General features: G+C 50.9%; 16 protein-coding genes and 1 tRNA gene. 9 read left to right on the top strand and 8 right to left on the bottom strand.

What is annotated here, in order from left to right; all coding sequences use genetic code 11:
• Positions 1-128: 128 nt before the first annotated feature.
• Together B0B12_RS10290 and B0B12_RS10285 are read left to right on the top strand one after the other, a co-directional pair.
• Positions 129-204: transfer RNA gene (locus B0B12_RS10290), tRNA-Phe, on the top strand.
• 278 nt (positions 205-482) lie between these two features.
• Entirely contained in the window at positions 483-989 is a 507-nt protein-coding gene (locus tag B0B12_RS10285) for a TlpA family protein disulfide reductase (protein ID WP_076668582.1), read from the top strand.
• Here the strand turns inward: B0B12_RS10285 and B0B12_RS10280 are convergent.
• Positions 986-2,083 (bottom strand): J domain-containing protein, encoded by a 1,098-nt coding sequence (locus B0B12_RS10280; protein ID WP_076668580.1) that lies wholly within the window; start codon positions 2,081-2,083, stop codon positions 986-988. The genes B0B12_RS10285 and B0B12_RS10280 overlap by 4 nt on opposite strands.
• A gap of 151 nt (positions 2,084-2,234) precedes the next feature.
• On the opposite strand from B0B12_RS10280, the gene B0B12_RS10275 reads away from it, so the two are divergent.
• From B0B12_RS10275 to B0B12_RS10265, 3 genes are read left to right on the top strand one after another with little or no spacing between them, the layout of a single operon-like run.
• The gene (locus B0B12_RS10275; RefSeq protein WP_076668577.1) at positions 2,235-2,609 is read left to right on the top strand and encodes a phage holin family protein; all 375 of its coding nucleotides are present in this window, start codon (positions 2,235-2,237) and stop codon (positions 2,607-2,609) included.
• Positions 2,606-3,241 carry a hypothetical protein gene (locus B0B12_RS10270; RefSeq protein ID WP_076668573.1) on the top strand — a complete coding sequence of 212 codons (636 nt, stop codon included), beginning with the start codon at positions 2,606-2,608 and terminating at the stop codon, positions 3,239-3,241. The genes B0B12_RS10275 and B0B12_RS10270 overlap by 4 nt, the downstream gene beginning before the upstream one ends.
• Entirely contained in the window at positions 3,219-3,983 is a 765-nt protein-coding gene (locus B0B12_RS10265) for a phosphoglycerol geranylgeranyltransferase (RefSeq protein ID WP_076668571.1), read from the top strand. Before B0B12_RS10270 ends, B0B12_RS10265 begins: the two co-directional genes overlap by 23 nt.
• Here the strand turns inward: B0B12_RS10265 and B0B12_RS10260 are convergent.
• The 6 genes from B0B12_RS10260 to panD form a co-directional block, all read right to left on the bottom strand.
• Positions 3,966-4,889, bottom strand: coding sequence for an AraC family transcriptional regulator (locus B0B12_RS10260; protein WP_076668568.1), 924 nt, complete (start codon positions 4,887-4,889; stop codon positions 3,966-3,968). The two genes, B0B12_RS10265 and B0B12_RS10260, sit on opposite strands and share 18 nt — an antisense overlap.
• Positions 4,890-5,047: 158 nt before the next feature.
• Positions 5,048-6,187, bottom strand: coding sequence for an acyl-CoA dehydrogenase (locus B0B12_RS10255; protein WP_076668565.1), 1,140 nt, complete (start codon positions 6,185-6,187; stop codon positions 5,048-5,050).
• Between the two features lie 129 nt (positions 6,188-6,316).
• Positions 6,317-6,997, bottom strand: coding sequence for a zinc metallopeptidase (locus B0B12_RS10250; protein WP_076668563.1), 681 nt, complete (start codon positions 6,995-6,997; stop codon positions 6,317-6,319).
• A 13-nt stretch (positions 6,998-7,010) separates the two neighbouring features.
• Positions 7,011-7,499: a D-glycero-beta-D-manno-heptose 1-phosphate adenylyltransferase gene (gene rfaE2, locus B0B12_RS10245; protein ID WP_076668561.1), complete on the bottom strand. Its 489-nt coding sequence runs from the start codon at positions 7,497-7,499 to the stop codon at positions 7,011-7,013.
• Positions 7,483-8,526 carry a lysylphosphatidylglycerol synthase transmembrane domain-containing protein gene (locus tag B0B12_RS10240; RefSeq protein ID WP_076668559.1) on the bottom strand — a complete coding sequence of 348 codons (1,044 nt, stop codon included), beginning with the start codon at positions 8,524-8,526 and terminating at the stop codon, positions 7,483-7,485. Before B0B12_RS10240 ends, rfaE2 begins: the two co-directional genes overlap by 17 nt.
• A 9-nt stretch (positions 8,527-8,535) precedes the next feature.
• Positions 8,536-8,883 (bottom strand): aspartate 1-decarboxylase, encoded by a 348-nt coding sequence (panD, locus tag B0B12_RS10235; RefSeq protein ID WP_007655433.1) that lies wholly within the window; start codon positions 8,881-8,883, stop codon positions 8,536-8,538.
• A 228-nt stretch (positions 8,884-9,111) separates the two neighbouring features.
• Here panD and B0B12_RS10230 point away from each other — a divergent pair, with 228 nt between their 5' ends.
• A complete protein-coding gene (locus B0B12_RS10230; RefSeq protein WP_170871847.1) occupies positions 9,112-9,693 on the top strand; it encodes a hypothetical protein in 582 nt (193 codons plus the stop codon).
• A 314-nt stretch (positions 9,694-10,007) separates the two neighbouring features.
• Here the strand turns inward: B0B12_RS10230 and panC are convergent, their stop codons facing one another.
• Positions 10,008-10,862 carry a pantoate--beta-alanine ligase gene (gene panC, locus B0B12_RS10225; RefSeq protein WP_076668553.1) on the bottom strand — a complete coding sequence of 285 codons (855 nt, stop codon included), beginning with the start codon at positions 10,860-10,862 and terminating at the stop codon, positions 10,008-10,010.
• A gap of 137 nt (positions 10,863-10,999) precedes the next feature.
• Between panC and B0B12_RS10220 the strand changes: the two genes are divergently transcribed.
• The 3 genes from B0B12_RS10220 to glmS all read left to right on the top strand — a co-directional run bounded on the left by B0B12_RS10220 (position 11,000) and on the right by glmS (position 15,111).
• Positions 11,000-11,815, top strand: coding sequence for a glycogen/starch synthase (locus B0B12_RS10220; protein WP_076668551.1), 816 nt, complete (start codon positions 11,000-11,002; stop codon positions 11,813-11,815).
• Positions 11,799-13,181, top strand: a complete 1,383-nt coding sequence (locus B0B12_RS10215) for a DUF4270 domain-containing protein (protein WP_076668548.1) — start codon at positions 11,799-11,801, stop codon at positions 13,179-13,181. Before B0B12_RS10220 ends, B0B12_RS10215 begins: the two co-directional genes overlap by 17 nt.
• A 94-nt stretch (positions 13,182-13,275) precedes the next feature.
• Positions 13,276-15,111 carry a glutamine--fructose-6-phosphate transaminase (isomerizing) gene (glmS, locus tag B0B12_RS10210; protein WP_076668546.1) on the top strand — a complete coding sequence of 612 codons (1,836 nt, stop codon included), beginning with the start codon at positions 13,276-13,278 and terminating at the stop codon, positions 15,109-15,111.
• Positions 15,112-15,283: the final 172 nt, after the last annotated feature.

Here is a 15,283-nt window from a genome sequence, read left to right as displayed (position 1 = left end):
GATAGTAGAATAGTGAGAAAAAACGCACACAAGGGCAATTTTTAAAATATTTTTGCCCGAAAGTTTGCGTCTTCGAATTTGGTTACTACTTTTGCATACTCTTTCGCAGGAAGGAGTTAAACAGAGCTGGTGATGTAGCTCAGTTGGTAGAGCAAAGGACTGAAAATCCTTGTGTCGGTGGTTCGATTCCACTCATCACCACCAGCATAAACCCTCACTTTACGGTGAGGGTTTTCTGTTTTTATACCTCTCCGTTTTCTACTGCCCCATCTATACTTCATAATAAGCCGCTGGTTGTCTAAATTGTTTTCAAGCTGTAATTCTGGTTGCATTTTAGTACCTTAGCTGTTACAACATTTATTGCCGCCATGAAAAAAACCTACTGGAGCGCCATTTTCGCAGGTATGTCGGCCGGCATCGGCACGGTACTCCTACTTGCGCTCATTTACATGTTTTTCATCCAGAATATCCAGGTATAAGCCATGACCCGCCGCCAAACTTTTTGGACTGCCTATGCCGTAGGCTTCGCCATAACCAGCCTGATTGCCGTGTTTGCCTTTTACATGCTCAACCAAACCGTGCCGCAGCAGGTGAACTGGCAGGCGCTGCAACTCACCAGCCTGCAGGGCGAGCCCATCTCCATCGACAAGTACAAAGGCCGGGTAGTGGTGCTGAATGTATGGGCTACCTGGTGTAAGCCCTGCATCGAAGAGATGCCCTCCATGGACCGCTTGCAGCAGCTGCACCCCGATAAGATCGCTGTGGTGACGGTGTCGGATGAGGAGATGGAGAAGCTGTTGAAGTTCCGGAGCCGGCAGACCTACGCTTTCACTTACCTGAAGGCCAACACCCCGCTGGCCAACCAACAACTGACGGTTTTCCCGACCACATATATATTGAACCCGGAAGGCGAGATAAAAGAGATTTACCTGGGAGGACAGGCCTGGGACAGCGAGAAGATGCAGCAAAAACTGCTAAAATACTTTTAGCGGCAATTGGCCCGCAGCTCCAGCACGGCCGCAGAATAGCCCAGCCGGTAGGCTTCGTTGAAGTGCGCGCAGGCGGAGTCGGGCTGCGCCTGCTCGAGTTCAGTGCGGCCCAGCAGGTAGTATACCCGGCCGTTGGCGTTGTCAGCCTGCAGCACCTGGCGGTAATCGGCCTCTGAGGCGGCATAGTTGCCGGTTTTATAGTAACCGAAACCCCTGAAAGTCAACGCATTCGCCCACGATTCTCCTTTAGAGGTATAGCGCAGAAAACTGGTAAAGTCAGCAATGGCGGGCTCATACTTCTGCAGGTAAAACAGGCGCACTTCCCCCCTGTCCAGCTGCGCTGTGTGCAGGGTGCTGTCGAGCGTGAGGGCTATTCCAAAATCTCGTTCCGCCTCCATGTACTTTTCCAGTTTGGCCAGGCTCTTGCCCCGCATCATAAACACTTCCGCAGAGGGCCTGTCCTGCAGCGCGATCACCTGGTTCAGGTCCTCCACCGCCGAGCGGTAATTTTCATACACGTTCATGGATATACTCGCCCTCGTCAGGTAGGCGTCGGCATGCTTTGGCCGGAAATAAATGGCATCGGTTAGCAGGCTGTGGGCGCTGCTGTACTTGCCATGCTCAATGTAGCTGAGGGCCGTCTTATACCTGTCTTCGCCGGTGATGTAGTCCATGGTGGACTTGAGCAGCACGCTGAACACGAACATGAACGCAAAGAAGCCTAGCGTGATGTAAAGGTCCTTGCGCACAAAGCGGCGCCCTTCGCGCCGCGGAATGTTCTGGTAATGGCGCTCCGACACGGGAGCCGGCGGACGGGTCTGCCGGTAGCGGGCATTGTGGTAGGGCTGGTGCTGGCGTATGGCCTGCCGCTGTTCGCGCAGGTACTGCAGACGCATGTCGTAGCGCGCGCGCTTGCCCGGGTCTGACAAGGTCTGGTAGGCATCGTTCACCACCTTGAAGAGTTCCTCGGCACGCGCATTGTCCGGGTTACGGTCAGGGTGATACTTCAAAGCCAGCCGCTTGTAAGCCAGTTTGATCTCCTGCGCCGTCGCCGTGGGATCCACGCCCAGTATGCTATATAGGTTATGCTCCAATGAGGCTAATGTAACAAAAAAATGATACTTGAGTTAAGTAAACACGGACAAGATACAGCAAATTCCGTACTACAATCTGAACTGCAGGTATCGCCCGTATATATTTTAATCTGCTCCCGTATACAGAAAAAGCACTAAAAAGCTCGGCACTATGAACGACAACGGCACAAGAGAAAAAAGCACCAACCTGATCGAGAACCTGATGGGGTACATCGATACCCGCATAGACATTATACGGCTTGAGGTACAGGAAAAGATGAAGGCCGCCATGGTGAGCACCATACATGGGGTGTTACTGGGTTTTTTCGGGCTGATGAGCTTTCTCTTTGTAAGCATTTTCCTGGGTCTGCTGCTCAACCACCTGCTCGACAGCTCTTTCTGGGGCTTCGGCATCATTGCCCTGTTCTATGTGGTAGTGCTCGTTATACTGCTGATCGGCCTCGACAAAAAAGTGTTCCAGGGTATGGCCGACAAAGCTCTGGACAATACCATCTATAAAACCGATAAAAGAGAAAATCAAATATGAGTGAGATAACAAACCCTTTGTTCGACAGCGAACGCGAACTGCTGGAGCGCCAGAAGGAAGAGTACAAAAAAGCGCTGATGGGTGATGTAGACCATTTAAAGACACAGAGCCAGCAGATCGGCAAGAAAGTGGCCATCGCGGGTGGCGTGCTGGTAGCGGGTCTTTTGCTCAGGAGCCTGTTCAGCGGTAGTAAAAAAAAAGATAAAGCACTAAAGGGCGGAAAAGCAGCCAAGCAACCAAAGCGCTCTAAAAAGGAGTCGGCTATACCAAGCTCTTATAGGTATACGCAAGAGCAGGACGACACCTATACCGCAGGCATAGCCGGATACGACTCGTTTGTGCACGAGCAGGAGGACGCCTATACCTTGTCTTCGGAGCGCATGCCGCACGTGCAGCATGAGCAGCATCCACAAACCGGCGTTGCCAAAAGCTTTGTCAATTCGGAGCTCATGCAGGTCATCAGCCAGCAGTTAATGGCGCTCCTCCTTGTATACCTGACTAAAAAGGTAGAGGAATACTTAAGCACTGTTTCTAAAAATAGCGATATTGCAGCAGCACCTATCGAGGTAACTGAAATAGAGACCATTGCTTATACCATTCCAGAAGAGGATGCCATTCAACAACCTTTGTAACAGACAGCAGCATGAACCAGGCAGAAAGCACTTTGCCGTCCTGATCGATCCCGATAACCTGGACGAAGCTTCCTGCCTGAACTTGCTCTCTTTAAGCGAAACCCACCAAGTAGATTTTTTCTTTGTCGGCGGCAGCCTCATCACCACCGACAACCAGGCCGCCATCATCCGGCTCATCAAGGAGAACAGCGCTATACCTGTTATTCTCTTCCCAAGCAACAGCCTGCACATCGACAAGCAGGCCGACGGCATTCTGCTTCTCTCGCTTATTTCCGGCCGCAACGCCGACTTCCTCATCGGGCAGCATGTGCTCTCCGCCCCTATCCTCAAGGCCAGCGAGCTACAGGTATACCCTACCGGCTACATGCTCGTCGATACCGGCCGCCAAACCACCGCTTCTTACATGAGCGGCACCACGCCTATACCTTACGACAAGCCTGCTATTGCCGCCTGCACAGCCATGGCCGGCGAGCTGCTTGGCCTGCGCTACATATACCTGGACGGCGGCAGCGGTGCGCTGCACCCTGTGAGCCCTGACATGATCAGAGCGGTGCGCCAGTCGGTGGAGGTACCCATTATTGTAGGAGGAGGCATCGACACGGCGGCCAAGGCGAAAGCGGCACTGGAGGCCGGTGCCGATGTGCTGGTGGTAGGCAACCACATAGAAAAAAACCCCGGCTTTTTGGCCGAGGTTTCTCATACAATTGCTTCTTATAATCTAGCCTTAGATATTCATCGCTGATTCGCGACGGCGCATCTTACCGGCAGGTATACCGAACATCATCTTGAAGCGACGGCAGAAGTAAGCGGTGTCTTTGTAACCCACGTCCTTGCCAATTTCGCGGATGCTCTTCTTCGTAGTGCGAAGCAGGAACACGGCGCGCTCCATACGCTGGTATTCGATATAGTCCTGAGGGTTGATGCCGGTCAGCATTTTGAAGTACTGGCCTACATAGTCCTCCGATACGTTGGCAACATTGGAAAGCACTTTGTTAGACAGGTCGCCGCCCAAGTTCTCCTTAATGTAGTTGAACAGGTCGATGAGGCGCGGGTCTTTGAAGTAGGTGCTGTTGGTAGCCAACTGCTCCACGAACATTTTGTTGCGCAGAATGTGGCGTACGATCTCCACCACGATGTTCTCGGTGTAGATGCTGATCAGGCGCTCCTTGCCAGGCAAGTCCTGCATCGTCTCTTCTACCACTTTGATCACCAGGTTAGCCAGCTTGTTGTTTCCTGAGATCAGGAAGGCAGGCAGGTCGAGTGATGCAAAGAAGTTAACAGAGTCGAACACCTTCGCTTCGAAGCTCACATAGCTGTGGCTCTCTTCGGCGTCGCCGATCAGGTCGAGGTCGTTGTTGCTCTTAAAGAACTTCTCTCTGTTGGTGATCAGATCGTCATTTGTGATAGAGCGCCCGTCGGTGGAACCATAGGTTACCTTCGTGCTGCGTCCACCCGGTATAAAGAGCAGTTCGCCCTCTTCTACCATCTGTTCCTCCTCACCAAAGAAAATTGTACCTTTATGAAGCAGAATCAGGTTGTTGCCTACGTCGTAGTAGTTGCGAACCGAGAACGGCTGCTGCAACACCAGATTTTTCGCTTTAATGAACCGCACCCCAAGCGACTCAATAATCTTATTGTAATCTTCCATGTGTGTTACCAACTAACTTTTATACTATAAACCCTTTAATTTTGTCCTAAAGCTAGGGCAATCTTTATAAAATTCAAAATATTTTAAATATTTAATTTTAATTAGATAAACTATATCCTTAGCCTAAATAACACAGTAACAAAGGTTTAAGTGCCAAATTACTTTAGTAATTCTCTTGAAATTACTATTTTCTGAATCTCAGAAGTACCCTCATAGATTTGTGTGATTTTGGCATCGCGCATCAAACGCTCCACATGGTACTCTTTCACGAAACCGTAACCGCCGTGAACTTGCACTGCTTCTACGGTTGTCTCCATGGCAACTTTTGAGGCAAACAGCTTCGCCATTGCACCGGACATGCCATAATCCTGATGCGTGTCTTTGTGGAAAGCGGCCTTCAGGCAAAGCAGTCGGGCAGCCTCGATGTTAGTGGCCATGTCGGCCAGTTTGAACTGAATGGCCTGGTGCTTGGCGATCTCCACACCAAATGCCTTGCGCTCTTTTGAGTACTTCACCGCCAGCTCGTAAGCGCCTGAAGCGATGCCCAGTGCCTGCGCGGCAATACCAATGCGGCCACCTGCCAGCGTCGACATGGCGAACTTAAAGCCAAAGCCGTCTTCGCCGATGCGGTTCTCCTTAGGTACTTTCACATCCGTGAACATCAGCGAGTGCGTGTCAGAGCCACGGATACCCAACTTGTTCTCTTTCAGACCAACCTGGAAGCCTTCCATGCCACGCTCTACGATGAACGCGTTGATGCCACGGTGCTTCTTCTCCGGGTCTGTCTGCGCGATTACCAGGTATACAGAAGCCGTGCTGCCATTCGTGATCCAGTTTTTAGTACCGTTCAGCAGGTAGTAGTCGCCTTTGTCCTCGGCGGTAGTGCGCTGCGATGTGGCGTCAGAACCAGCTTCCGGCTCAGAAAGACAGAAGGCGCCGATGATTTCGCCAGTCGCCAGACGCGTCAGGTATTTCTGCTTTTGCTCCTCTGTGCCATACTTCTCCAAGCCCCAGCATACCAGTGAGTTGTTCACCGACATCACCACAGAGGCAGAAGCGTCTACTTTAGAAATTTCTTCCATGGCCAGCACATAGGAGATAGTGTCCATGCCACCACCATTGTATTTCGGGTCCACCATCATACCCAGGAAGCCAAGCTCGCCCATTTTCTTGATCTGCTCGGCAGGGAATTTCTGGTGCTCGTCGCGCTCTATTACGCCTGGCAGCAATTCAGTCTGTGCAAATTCGCGGGCGGCAGCCTGCACTGCCAAGTGTTCTTCAGTTAATTGAAAATTCATGCTTTTATATATAAAAGGACTACTATTAATGAATTATAGTACAAAATTATGAAAAAAAACAAAATCGCCACCCGCTCTGAACGAACGGATGGCGATTTAACTATTTAATTAATTTGCATCTCGGTCAGCTTAGTCCCGGCGGCCCATCAGCAGCGATGCGTAGTACAACAGCGTGGCCAGAGAGCCGAGCGCGGCTACCACGTAGGTCATGGCCGCCCACTTCAGCGCGTCTTTCGACATGGCCAGTTCCTGCTGCGTTACAATGTTGTTGGAGCTGATCCAGGCCAGGGCACGCTTGCTGGCGTCAAACTCCACCGGCAGGGTCACGAAGCTAAAGATGGTGGTTAGTGCGAACAGGGCCACCCCGATCGTCAACGGAACGGGCGTGGTCTGCAGCATCAGGATACCGATCAGGATGATCCACTGCATGTAGCGTGAGGCGATGCTCAGCGCCGGCACCATAGCCGAGCGGAACTTCAGGAAGCTGTAGGCTCTGGCATGCTGCACGGCGTGACCGCATTCGTGCGCCGCTACGGCAGCCGCAGCCGCACTACGTGCTTCGTACACATACTCACTCAGGTTCACCGTTTTGTCGGCGGGGTTGTAGTGGTCTGTCAGACGGCCGGCTACCGATATTACTTTCACATCGTGTATGCCGTTGTCGGCCAGCATCATCTCGGCAATCTCGCGGCCGGTATAGCCCGACTGCAACGGAATCTCCGAGTACTTTTTAAACTTGCTCTTCAGTCTCCAGCTCACCCACATGCTGAGGCCCATGAAGAGTATACCTATGAAATAAATTCCTAACATAGCGTTCTCCTAATTATGACTTATTTTGGTTTTCAATTTTTTTAACAACATTCGTGGTGGAGTAGCCCTTCACGAGCGGCACAGTTTTCACCTCGCCTCCTCTCGCTGTAACGACATCCTGCCCCACAATATTTTCGATGCTGTAATCGTCGCCTTTCACCAGTATGTCGGGCTGCACAGCCTTGATCAGTTCGAGCGGCGTATCTTCATCGAAGAATACTACAGCATCCACAAACAAAAGCGATGCCATAACCCGCGCGCGTGACATTTCGTCCTGCAGCGGGCGACTTGGACCTTTTATACGACTTATCGACGCATCTGTGTTAAGTCCGAGCACCAGTTTATCGCCAAGTTGTCGTGCTTTCTCCAGGTAATCGACGTGGCCCAGATGCAAAATATCGAAGCAGCCGTTAGTGAAAACGATCTTCTGCCCCTGCTTCTGCCATGCCTGCACTTGCTCCTGCAGGTCCGACCAGGATAGGATCTTATCTTTCGAGTTCATGTATAGACGGGTTTGCCTCCGCGAGCTCATCGGCCACGGCAGGCTTTTGCAACATTCCTGTTATAAAGCTAATCACTCCCATGGCAACTACCAAAAGTGTTTGCGAAGTATGCGCCACCAGGGCGTAGGCCATACCTGCCTCCTTTGGTATACCATAAAGCAGCAGCACGGTTTGTACCAGCAGGTGGTACACTCCTACCCCACCCTGCACGGGCGCCGCCATACCCAGCGTACCGATCACCAGCACCGACAGTCCGGCTATGGGCGAGAGGTGCGAGGTGGCAGGTATAGCGTAGAACACCACAAGGCTCATCCCGTAGTACATGGCCCACACAAACAGGGTATGCCCCCAGAAAGCAAACTGGTTCTCAATCTTGGCGATGCTGAAAACGCCCTGCAGCATACCGCGCACAAAGGCAACGGTTTTCCGGAAGAAGGCATTCTGCCGCAGTCTGTTCAGGTATAGCAGCCCTAGCACCAGAAACACGAGGCCCACCACCATCACGAGCGTGACAAACAGGTATAACGACCCGAAGCTTTGCTCCAGGCTGGCGTACTTATCTGTGAAAAGACCGAAGAGGAAATCGCGGAGGCGGTTAACCTCCAGCAGAAAGGTGAGCCCCAGGAAAAGGAGCAGCATGACCATGTCGATGATGCGCTCGGCGATGACCGTGCCAAAGGCTTTGTTAACCGGTATGCCATCGCTGCGGCGGAGCATGCTGCAGCGCACAAGCTCGCCCATGCGGGGCAGCACAAGGTTGGCCACATAGCCCACCATCATGGCGTCGTAGGTATTTTTAAAGGATGGGGTATAGCCTGTGGGCCGTATCTGCATGTACCAACGGTATGCCCGGCTCATGTAGGCGGCCAGGCCCATCACCAGGGATACGGCCAGCCAGGTATAGTTAATATTCTGGAGCTCCGCCCATAGCTTTTCGAAGTCGAGCTCTTTGAGGGCATACCACATCAGAAATGCGGAAAGCCCCAGAAGCAGGCTGTACTTCAGAAAAGAGAGCAGTTTTCTCATGCAGCGGTGCTACACCAGTCGGTTGTGCTGGTCGGGGAACACGAGCGTAGGCTGGTGGTTTTTAGCGTCTTCGAATTTAATGGAGCAGTATGAAATAACAATCACGATATCACCTACCTGCACTTTGCGGGCAGCGGGGCCGTTGAGACAAACCGTGCCGGTACCGCGCTCGCCTTTGATCACGTAGGTTTCGAAGCGTTCCCCGTTGTTGATGTTGACGATCTGTACTTTCTCATTCTCCACCACGTTGGCGGCATCCATCAGGTCCTCATCAATGGTGATGCTTCCTACATAGTGCAACTCCGCCTGCGTAACCCTGCAACGGTGAATCTTGGATTTTAAAACCTCAATATACATGGTTTATTTTTGTAATAAGCCGCAAAGTTATGCATTTGGCGGCAGATAAACTACCAGCACATTGTGCATCACTTTCAAAAGTCCTGGACCTGAACAAGCCACTATAGTAAAAGAGCGGATGGGAAGGAAAAACACATAATAATATTACTTTTATATTATATATATCGTATCTTGAAAAAGAACAAATAAGAGGACAGTGATTTTATGAAAAACTTAAAAACAAAAATCATGAAAAAAATATTGCCTAAATTTTCACTACTTGCGCTTTTTATCATCGCTCTTGCGGCATTTACAGGCTGTACAAAAGAGGATGAGCTAGAGCCTGATCAACTTTCTATAGAAAGCAAGACGTCAGAGCTTCATCTTACCTCTCCAAATGGGTTTACGATTGCTAAAAGCAAGCAGGATATTCTTAAATCGCTCTCTAAGATCAACGGCTTAAGCACTGATTCAATTGAAATCGTTGATATTGAATATATGGAATCCAAAGTAGCTTCTGCTGCCTTTGTTTCTTATAAAGTTAAAGGTGACGAATTTGTAAAAAACATAGCTATAGGAAAAGGCAAAATAGAGTTTTCTACGAATAAATTACAAGTACATTCTAGCAATACAGGAAATCTTAAAGCTGATGGCGAGTCTTCTGCAGTAATGACTGCTTCAGAAGAAGGTTCAGGGCCGACAGTGTCTTGTCATGGGTGTACTAATTGCAGAGTTGGTGGCTCGATTGAACCTAATGGCACAATTCACTTTAAATGTGAAAGCTCTTGCTGTTCAATGACTATAACATATCCAACTCCTGCTCCTGAATAATTTAAGAGTAATTTACTACTGTGTCAGTTCAGTCTCGCACGCTGCCTCTTCCTATTTTAGCGATTGAGCTGTTACTGCCTTGAGGGAGGATACATATCCTCCCTCAATTATTTTTAATTTAGTCAAGTGCAAGGCTGCCCAAGCATTCCCTCATGCAGCCAAAAAGCATTTTTTCTTCCTTTTCGATACTTAGAGGCTATTTTTGCAATATAGCGCACGAGGCCACTGTGAGATGCAAGTGCCCTCTTCTTACTGCACTTTTTTGTCGGCTGTAAGCTTTCCCAACAAATAGGCTTCCCATAAGTGTTAACAACCTATATTTCTTTTAGATTCACGAGCAGGTTGTCGATTAGGCGCACCTCACCCACGAAAGCGGCAATGCAAAGGGCCACCTCGTCGTGCCCGCTTACGTCCTGAAGCGGCTGCAGCGTGAGCGAATCCACTATCTCAAAGTATTCTAGTTTGATCTCCTCTTCCTGCTGCAGCTGCTGCGCTACTTCGCTTTTGATGGCGTTGATGGGCTTTTGGTGCAAATTGGCGGCTGCCGTCTGCAAGGCTAGGTAAAGCTGTGGGGCCAACTGCCGCTGCGCCTCGCTCAGGCGCTTGTTGCGCGACGACATGGCCAGTCCGTCGGCTTCGCGCACAGTGGGGAAGCAGACCAACTCTAGGTCGAAGCTCAGGCCCTGCACCAGTTGCCGCACAATGGCCACCTGTTGCAAATCCTTCTGCCCGAAATAGGCCCTGTGCGGCTGCACAATGTGGAACAATTTACTCACGACAGTCGCCACACCATTGAAGTGACCCGGCCGGTGCTCGCCCTCCATCACGGCTTCCAGCGCGCCGAAACTAAACTGCAGCACAGACTGTTGTGGGTATATCTCCTCCGCACTCGGCGCGAACAAGTAGTCGCAGCCGACGGTCTGCAGCAGACGGGTGTCCTGCTCGAGCGTGCGGGGGTATAGCTTATAATCAGAGGCGTTGTTGAATTGAGTCGGATTCACGAACACACTACAAATCGTAATGTCATTCTCGCGGGCCGAGGCGCGCAAAAGCTGCAGGTGCCCTTCGTGCAGGGCGCCCATGGTGGGCACAAAGCCTATGCGCTTGCCGCCGCAACGCAGCGCCGCTACTATGGCCCTGAGGGCTGACACCTGCTCTATAACTTCCATATTAAATCGGTCTAAATGGTGCAATTGCTGAAAGCCGGCAAAAGTAGGTTATAGAACATTAAATTGAAAATTAGAATAAAAAATGCTAATTTTGCACGTCCCATTACTGTTGCTCATTAATTTTTAATTACATACCCATGTCTAAATTGCGAATCCTGTACGCCGCCACCGAAATCCTTCCTTTCCTCCAAACCACTAAAGTAGCAGAATTTCTAAACACGCTACCGCAGAGCATGCAGGAGAGAGGTATGGAGATCCGCATTTTCGTGCCAAAGTTCGGTATAATAAACGAGCGTAAAAACCGTTTGCATGAGGTAGTTCGCCTGTCGGGCATTAACATCGCCGTTGGTGATGACGAGAAGCCGCTTGTTATCAAGGTGGCCTCTATCCCGAATGCCAAGTTGCAGGTATATTTTATCGACAACGAAGACTATTTTCAGCGCAAGTCCGTTTTTGTGGACAAGAACAACAACTTCCACCAGGATAACGACGAGCGTGCCATCTTCTTTTGCAAGGGTGTGCTCGAAACAGTAAAGAAACTGGGCTGGCAGCCGGACATCGTGCATTGCAACGACTGGATGACGGGCCTGATTCCGCTATACCTGAAAACTACTTACAAGAAAGACCCGATTTTTAAGGACTCGAAGTCTATCTTTACGGTTTACAACCACGAGTACAAGCACAAGTTCGAAGGCGACCTGCTCGAAAAAGTAAAAATGCTCGACATCGACAACAGCATGCTGGCTTCGCTGCAGGAAGCGGACCTCGACAGCTTCATCAAAGTAGGCATGGAGTATGCCGACTCTGTGATCAAGACGAACGAGAACTTCAGCGAGAACATCGACGCCCTGTTCAACGAGTTTGTTGAGACGAACAAGAACATCAATACCATCAGTGCCGACGACAACCTGTGTGATTCATACTTCAACCTATATAATGAACTCAGCCGCTAGAAGATTACTTTTTTTCTTCTTTTCATTTGCCGCCCTCACAGCCTGCGAAGACCCAAAAGACATCGGACTCGAACTTCAGGATGAAAACCTGATAGGCACAGAGTTCACCGATACCCTTACCATCCGGACCGGAACTGTGTTTCAGGGGGACTCGATTCCCTCGTTCCGTTCACAGTCGCCGCTGCTAGGTCAGTATGTTGACCCGGTGCTGGGCAAGGTGCGGGCAAGCACGATAACAGAGGTGGCGCTTAACGGCTCCAGCCTGAACTTTGGCGCAGGCGCTAAAGTTGACTCACTGGTGCTCACGCTGGACTACTCATTTAAGTATGCCGACACCCTGAAGGCCATGCAGGTAAACGTGCATCGTCTGACCGGTACGTTCGACGAAAGAACGTCTTACTTCACGACGACTCCTTTCCCTTACGACCAGACGCCTGTTGGCTCGAAGGCTTTCTTTCCGCGCATAGACACGGAGACGACCAACGGCGTGACAACCAAAAAGACACGACTGCTAAAGATAAAGCTGAGCTCTGAGCTGGCAAACGAGTTCATGGCCCAGTCCGGCCAGGCTGGTTTGGCCGACCAGGCAGGCTTCCGCAACTTTTTCAAAGGTGTAGCACTAACGGTGCCTGAGGAAGAGAATGCCAGTATCGTGGGCCTAAACCTGAGCAGCACCAACTCCAGCCTGACACTGCACTACACAACAGCGGAAGGCACGGCAAGACAGCATAACTTTTTGCTGGGCACAGGCAATTATTTCACGCAGCTGTCATCGGACCGCACCGGTACTACCGTTGCGGCGCTGCAAAGTAACGGAAGCTTTGTACCTGCCACAGAAACAGGTGGTGACTCATATGTACAGGCAGGCACACAACTGCTCAGCAAGATCACTTTCCCTTACATGAATGAGCTGAAGGACATTCCGGGCAACCTGATCATCAACCGGGCCGAACTGATTATACCTGTTAAGTCAGCTTCTTCGGCAAACAACCTGCCAGGTCCTCCACAGTTGGCTTTGTACGAAACCAATGATGCAAACCAGTTTTTGCGCGACATTTCGGGCGCCGTGCGCACCGTGCAGGAAGATGGCGTGAACTGGCCTATAACAGCACGACCGGCAGCTTTGAGGATGATCCGCAAAGACGGCAAGGACTACTATACTATCAACATCACTACTTATCTGCAGGATGTACTGGTAGGTAAAAGAACGAACAACGGACTGCTGCTTGGAGCCGCTGTCGTAACTTCTGCCACAAACAGCGCCGCAGGTACCGTACGTCCCGAAGTACGCCCTTACCGCACCATCATTACCAATAACGAGGCAAATCCGGTAAGGCTGCTGATCTATTACTCGAAGCTGCAGTAGTAAGCCACAAATATTAGTTAGAAATTTTATACATATTATAGAAAAGGGTACCTTTGCAGGTACCCTTTATTTTTTTAATGAAATTTTATACTATATGTGCGGAATTGTAGCATACGTAGGGCATAGAGATGCTTGCCCTATTGTCCTTAAGGGCTTGAAACGACTTGAATACAGAGGCTATGACAGCGCAGGAATAGCCCTGATGAACGGAGGTTTGAACATCTTCAAAAAGAAAGGCAAGGTAAGCGACCTTGAAGAGTATATTGCAGACAAGGATGTGCACGGCAACATCGGCATGGGCCACACCCGTTGGGCTACCCACGGCGAGCCGAACGATGTGAACGCACACCCGCATTACTCCAGCTCCAAGAGCATTGCCATCATCCACAACGGCATTATCGAGAACTATGCTTCGCTGAAGCAGCTCCTGATCGAGAAAGGCCATACCTTCCAGTCTGAAACGGACTCAGAGGTTTTCATCAACCTGATCGAAGACATTAAGCAAAACAGCAACTGCTCGCTGGCCGAGGCCGTGCGCCTTGCCCTGCACGAGGTGGTAGGTGCCTATGCTATCGTAGTACTTTCGAAAGATGACCAGAACCAGCTGATCGCGGCCCGCAAAGGCAGCCCGCTGGTGGTGGGTATAGGCAAGGACGAGTACTTCCTGGCGTCTGACGCCACCCCGATCATCGAGTATACCAGCGATGTGGTGTATGTGAACGACTACGAGCTGGTGGTGATCAAAAACGGCGAGATGGAGATCCGCACGAAAGAGGACGTCGTGCAAACACCTTACGTACAGCGCCTCGAAATGGCCCTGGAGTCGATTGAGAAAGGCGGCTACCCGCACTTCATGCTGAAGGAAATTTTCGAGCAGCCACGCTCCATCCTCGACAGCATGCGCGGCCGTCTGATTGCGGAGAGCGACCACATGATGATGGGCGGCATCCGTGAGTTCGAAAACAAATTTGTGAATGCCGAGCGCATCATTATTGTGGCCTGTGGTACCTCATGGCACGCCGGTCTGGTGGCCGAGTATCTGATTGAGGACCTGGCCCGCATACCGGTGGAAGTAGAGTACGCCTCAGAGTTCCGTTACCGCAACCCGATCATCAGCGAGCGTGACATCGTGATCGCCATCTCTCAGTCCGGCGAGACGGCCGATACGCTGGCGGCCCTGGAGCTGGCCAAGTCGAAAGGCGCTACTATCTTCGGCATCTGCAACGTGGTAGGTTCTTCTATCGCCCGTGCTACCGATGCGGGTGCCTATACCCATGCGGGCCCTGAGATTGGGGTAGCTTCTACCAAAGCCTTTACGGCGCAGGTAACGGTGCTGTCGCTGATCGCGATGATTTTAGGCAGCAAGCGCGGCACATTGGAGACAACCAAGCTGCGCCAGCTGATGGTGGAGTTGGAGAGCATTCCGGCCAAAGTAGAGAAAGCACTGGAACTGAACGACCAGATCATCGCTATTTCGGAGCAGTACAAAGACGCCACCAACTGCCTATACCTGGGTCGTGGCTACAACTTCCCGGTTGCCCTGGAAGGCGCTCTGAAGCTGAAGGAGATTTCCTACATCCACGCCGAAGGCTACCCAGCTGCTGAGATGAAGCACGGCCCAATTGCCCTGATCGATGCGCAGATGCCAGTGGTGGTAATCGCCACGCAGGATAGCTCATATGAGAAGATCGTATCGAACATACAGGAGGTGAAGGCGCGTAAAGGCAAGATCATTGCAGTTGTGACGGAAGGCGACACGACTATACCTGCCATGGCAGATCACGTGATCGAAATTCCGGAGACGAGCGAGCACCTGGTGCCGTTGCTGTCTGTTATTCCGCTACAGCTGCTCTCTTACCACATTGCGGTGATGCGCGGCTGTAACGTAGACCAGCCTCGTAACCTGGCGAAGTCTGTAACAGTAGAGTAATCTTATGTAGGTATAAAAGAAAAGGGGAAGCTGACTGGCTTCCCCTTTTTTTGTTCACATATTTTGAAACAGTTTTTTTATACGCTTTGTAGCTAAGGCCTATCCAATGCTATTACACCAATTGCTTCGTCTTCAGCCTTGGAGCGCTCTTGCCGCGGGGCATCGTCTTCGG

Origin of the sequence: Pontibacter indicus, from assembly GCF_900156345.1 — a bacterium.
Classification (GTDB): domain Bacteria; phylum Bacteroidota; class Bacteroidia; order Cytophagales; family Hymenobacteraceae; genus Pontibacter; species Pontibacter indicus.
Note: the sequence above shows the minus strand (reverse complement) of the source record. Positions and strands in the feature narration are given on the sequence as shown.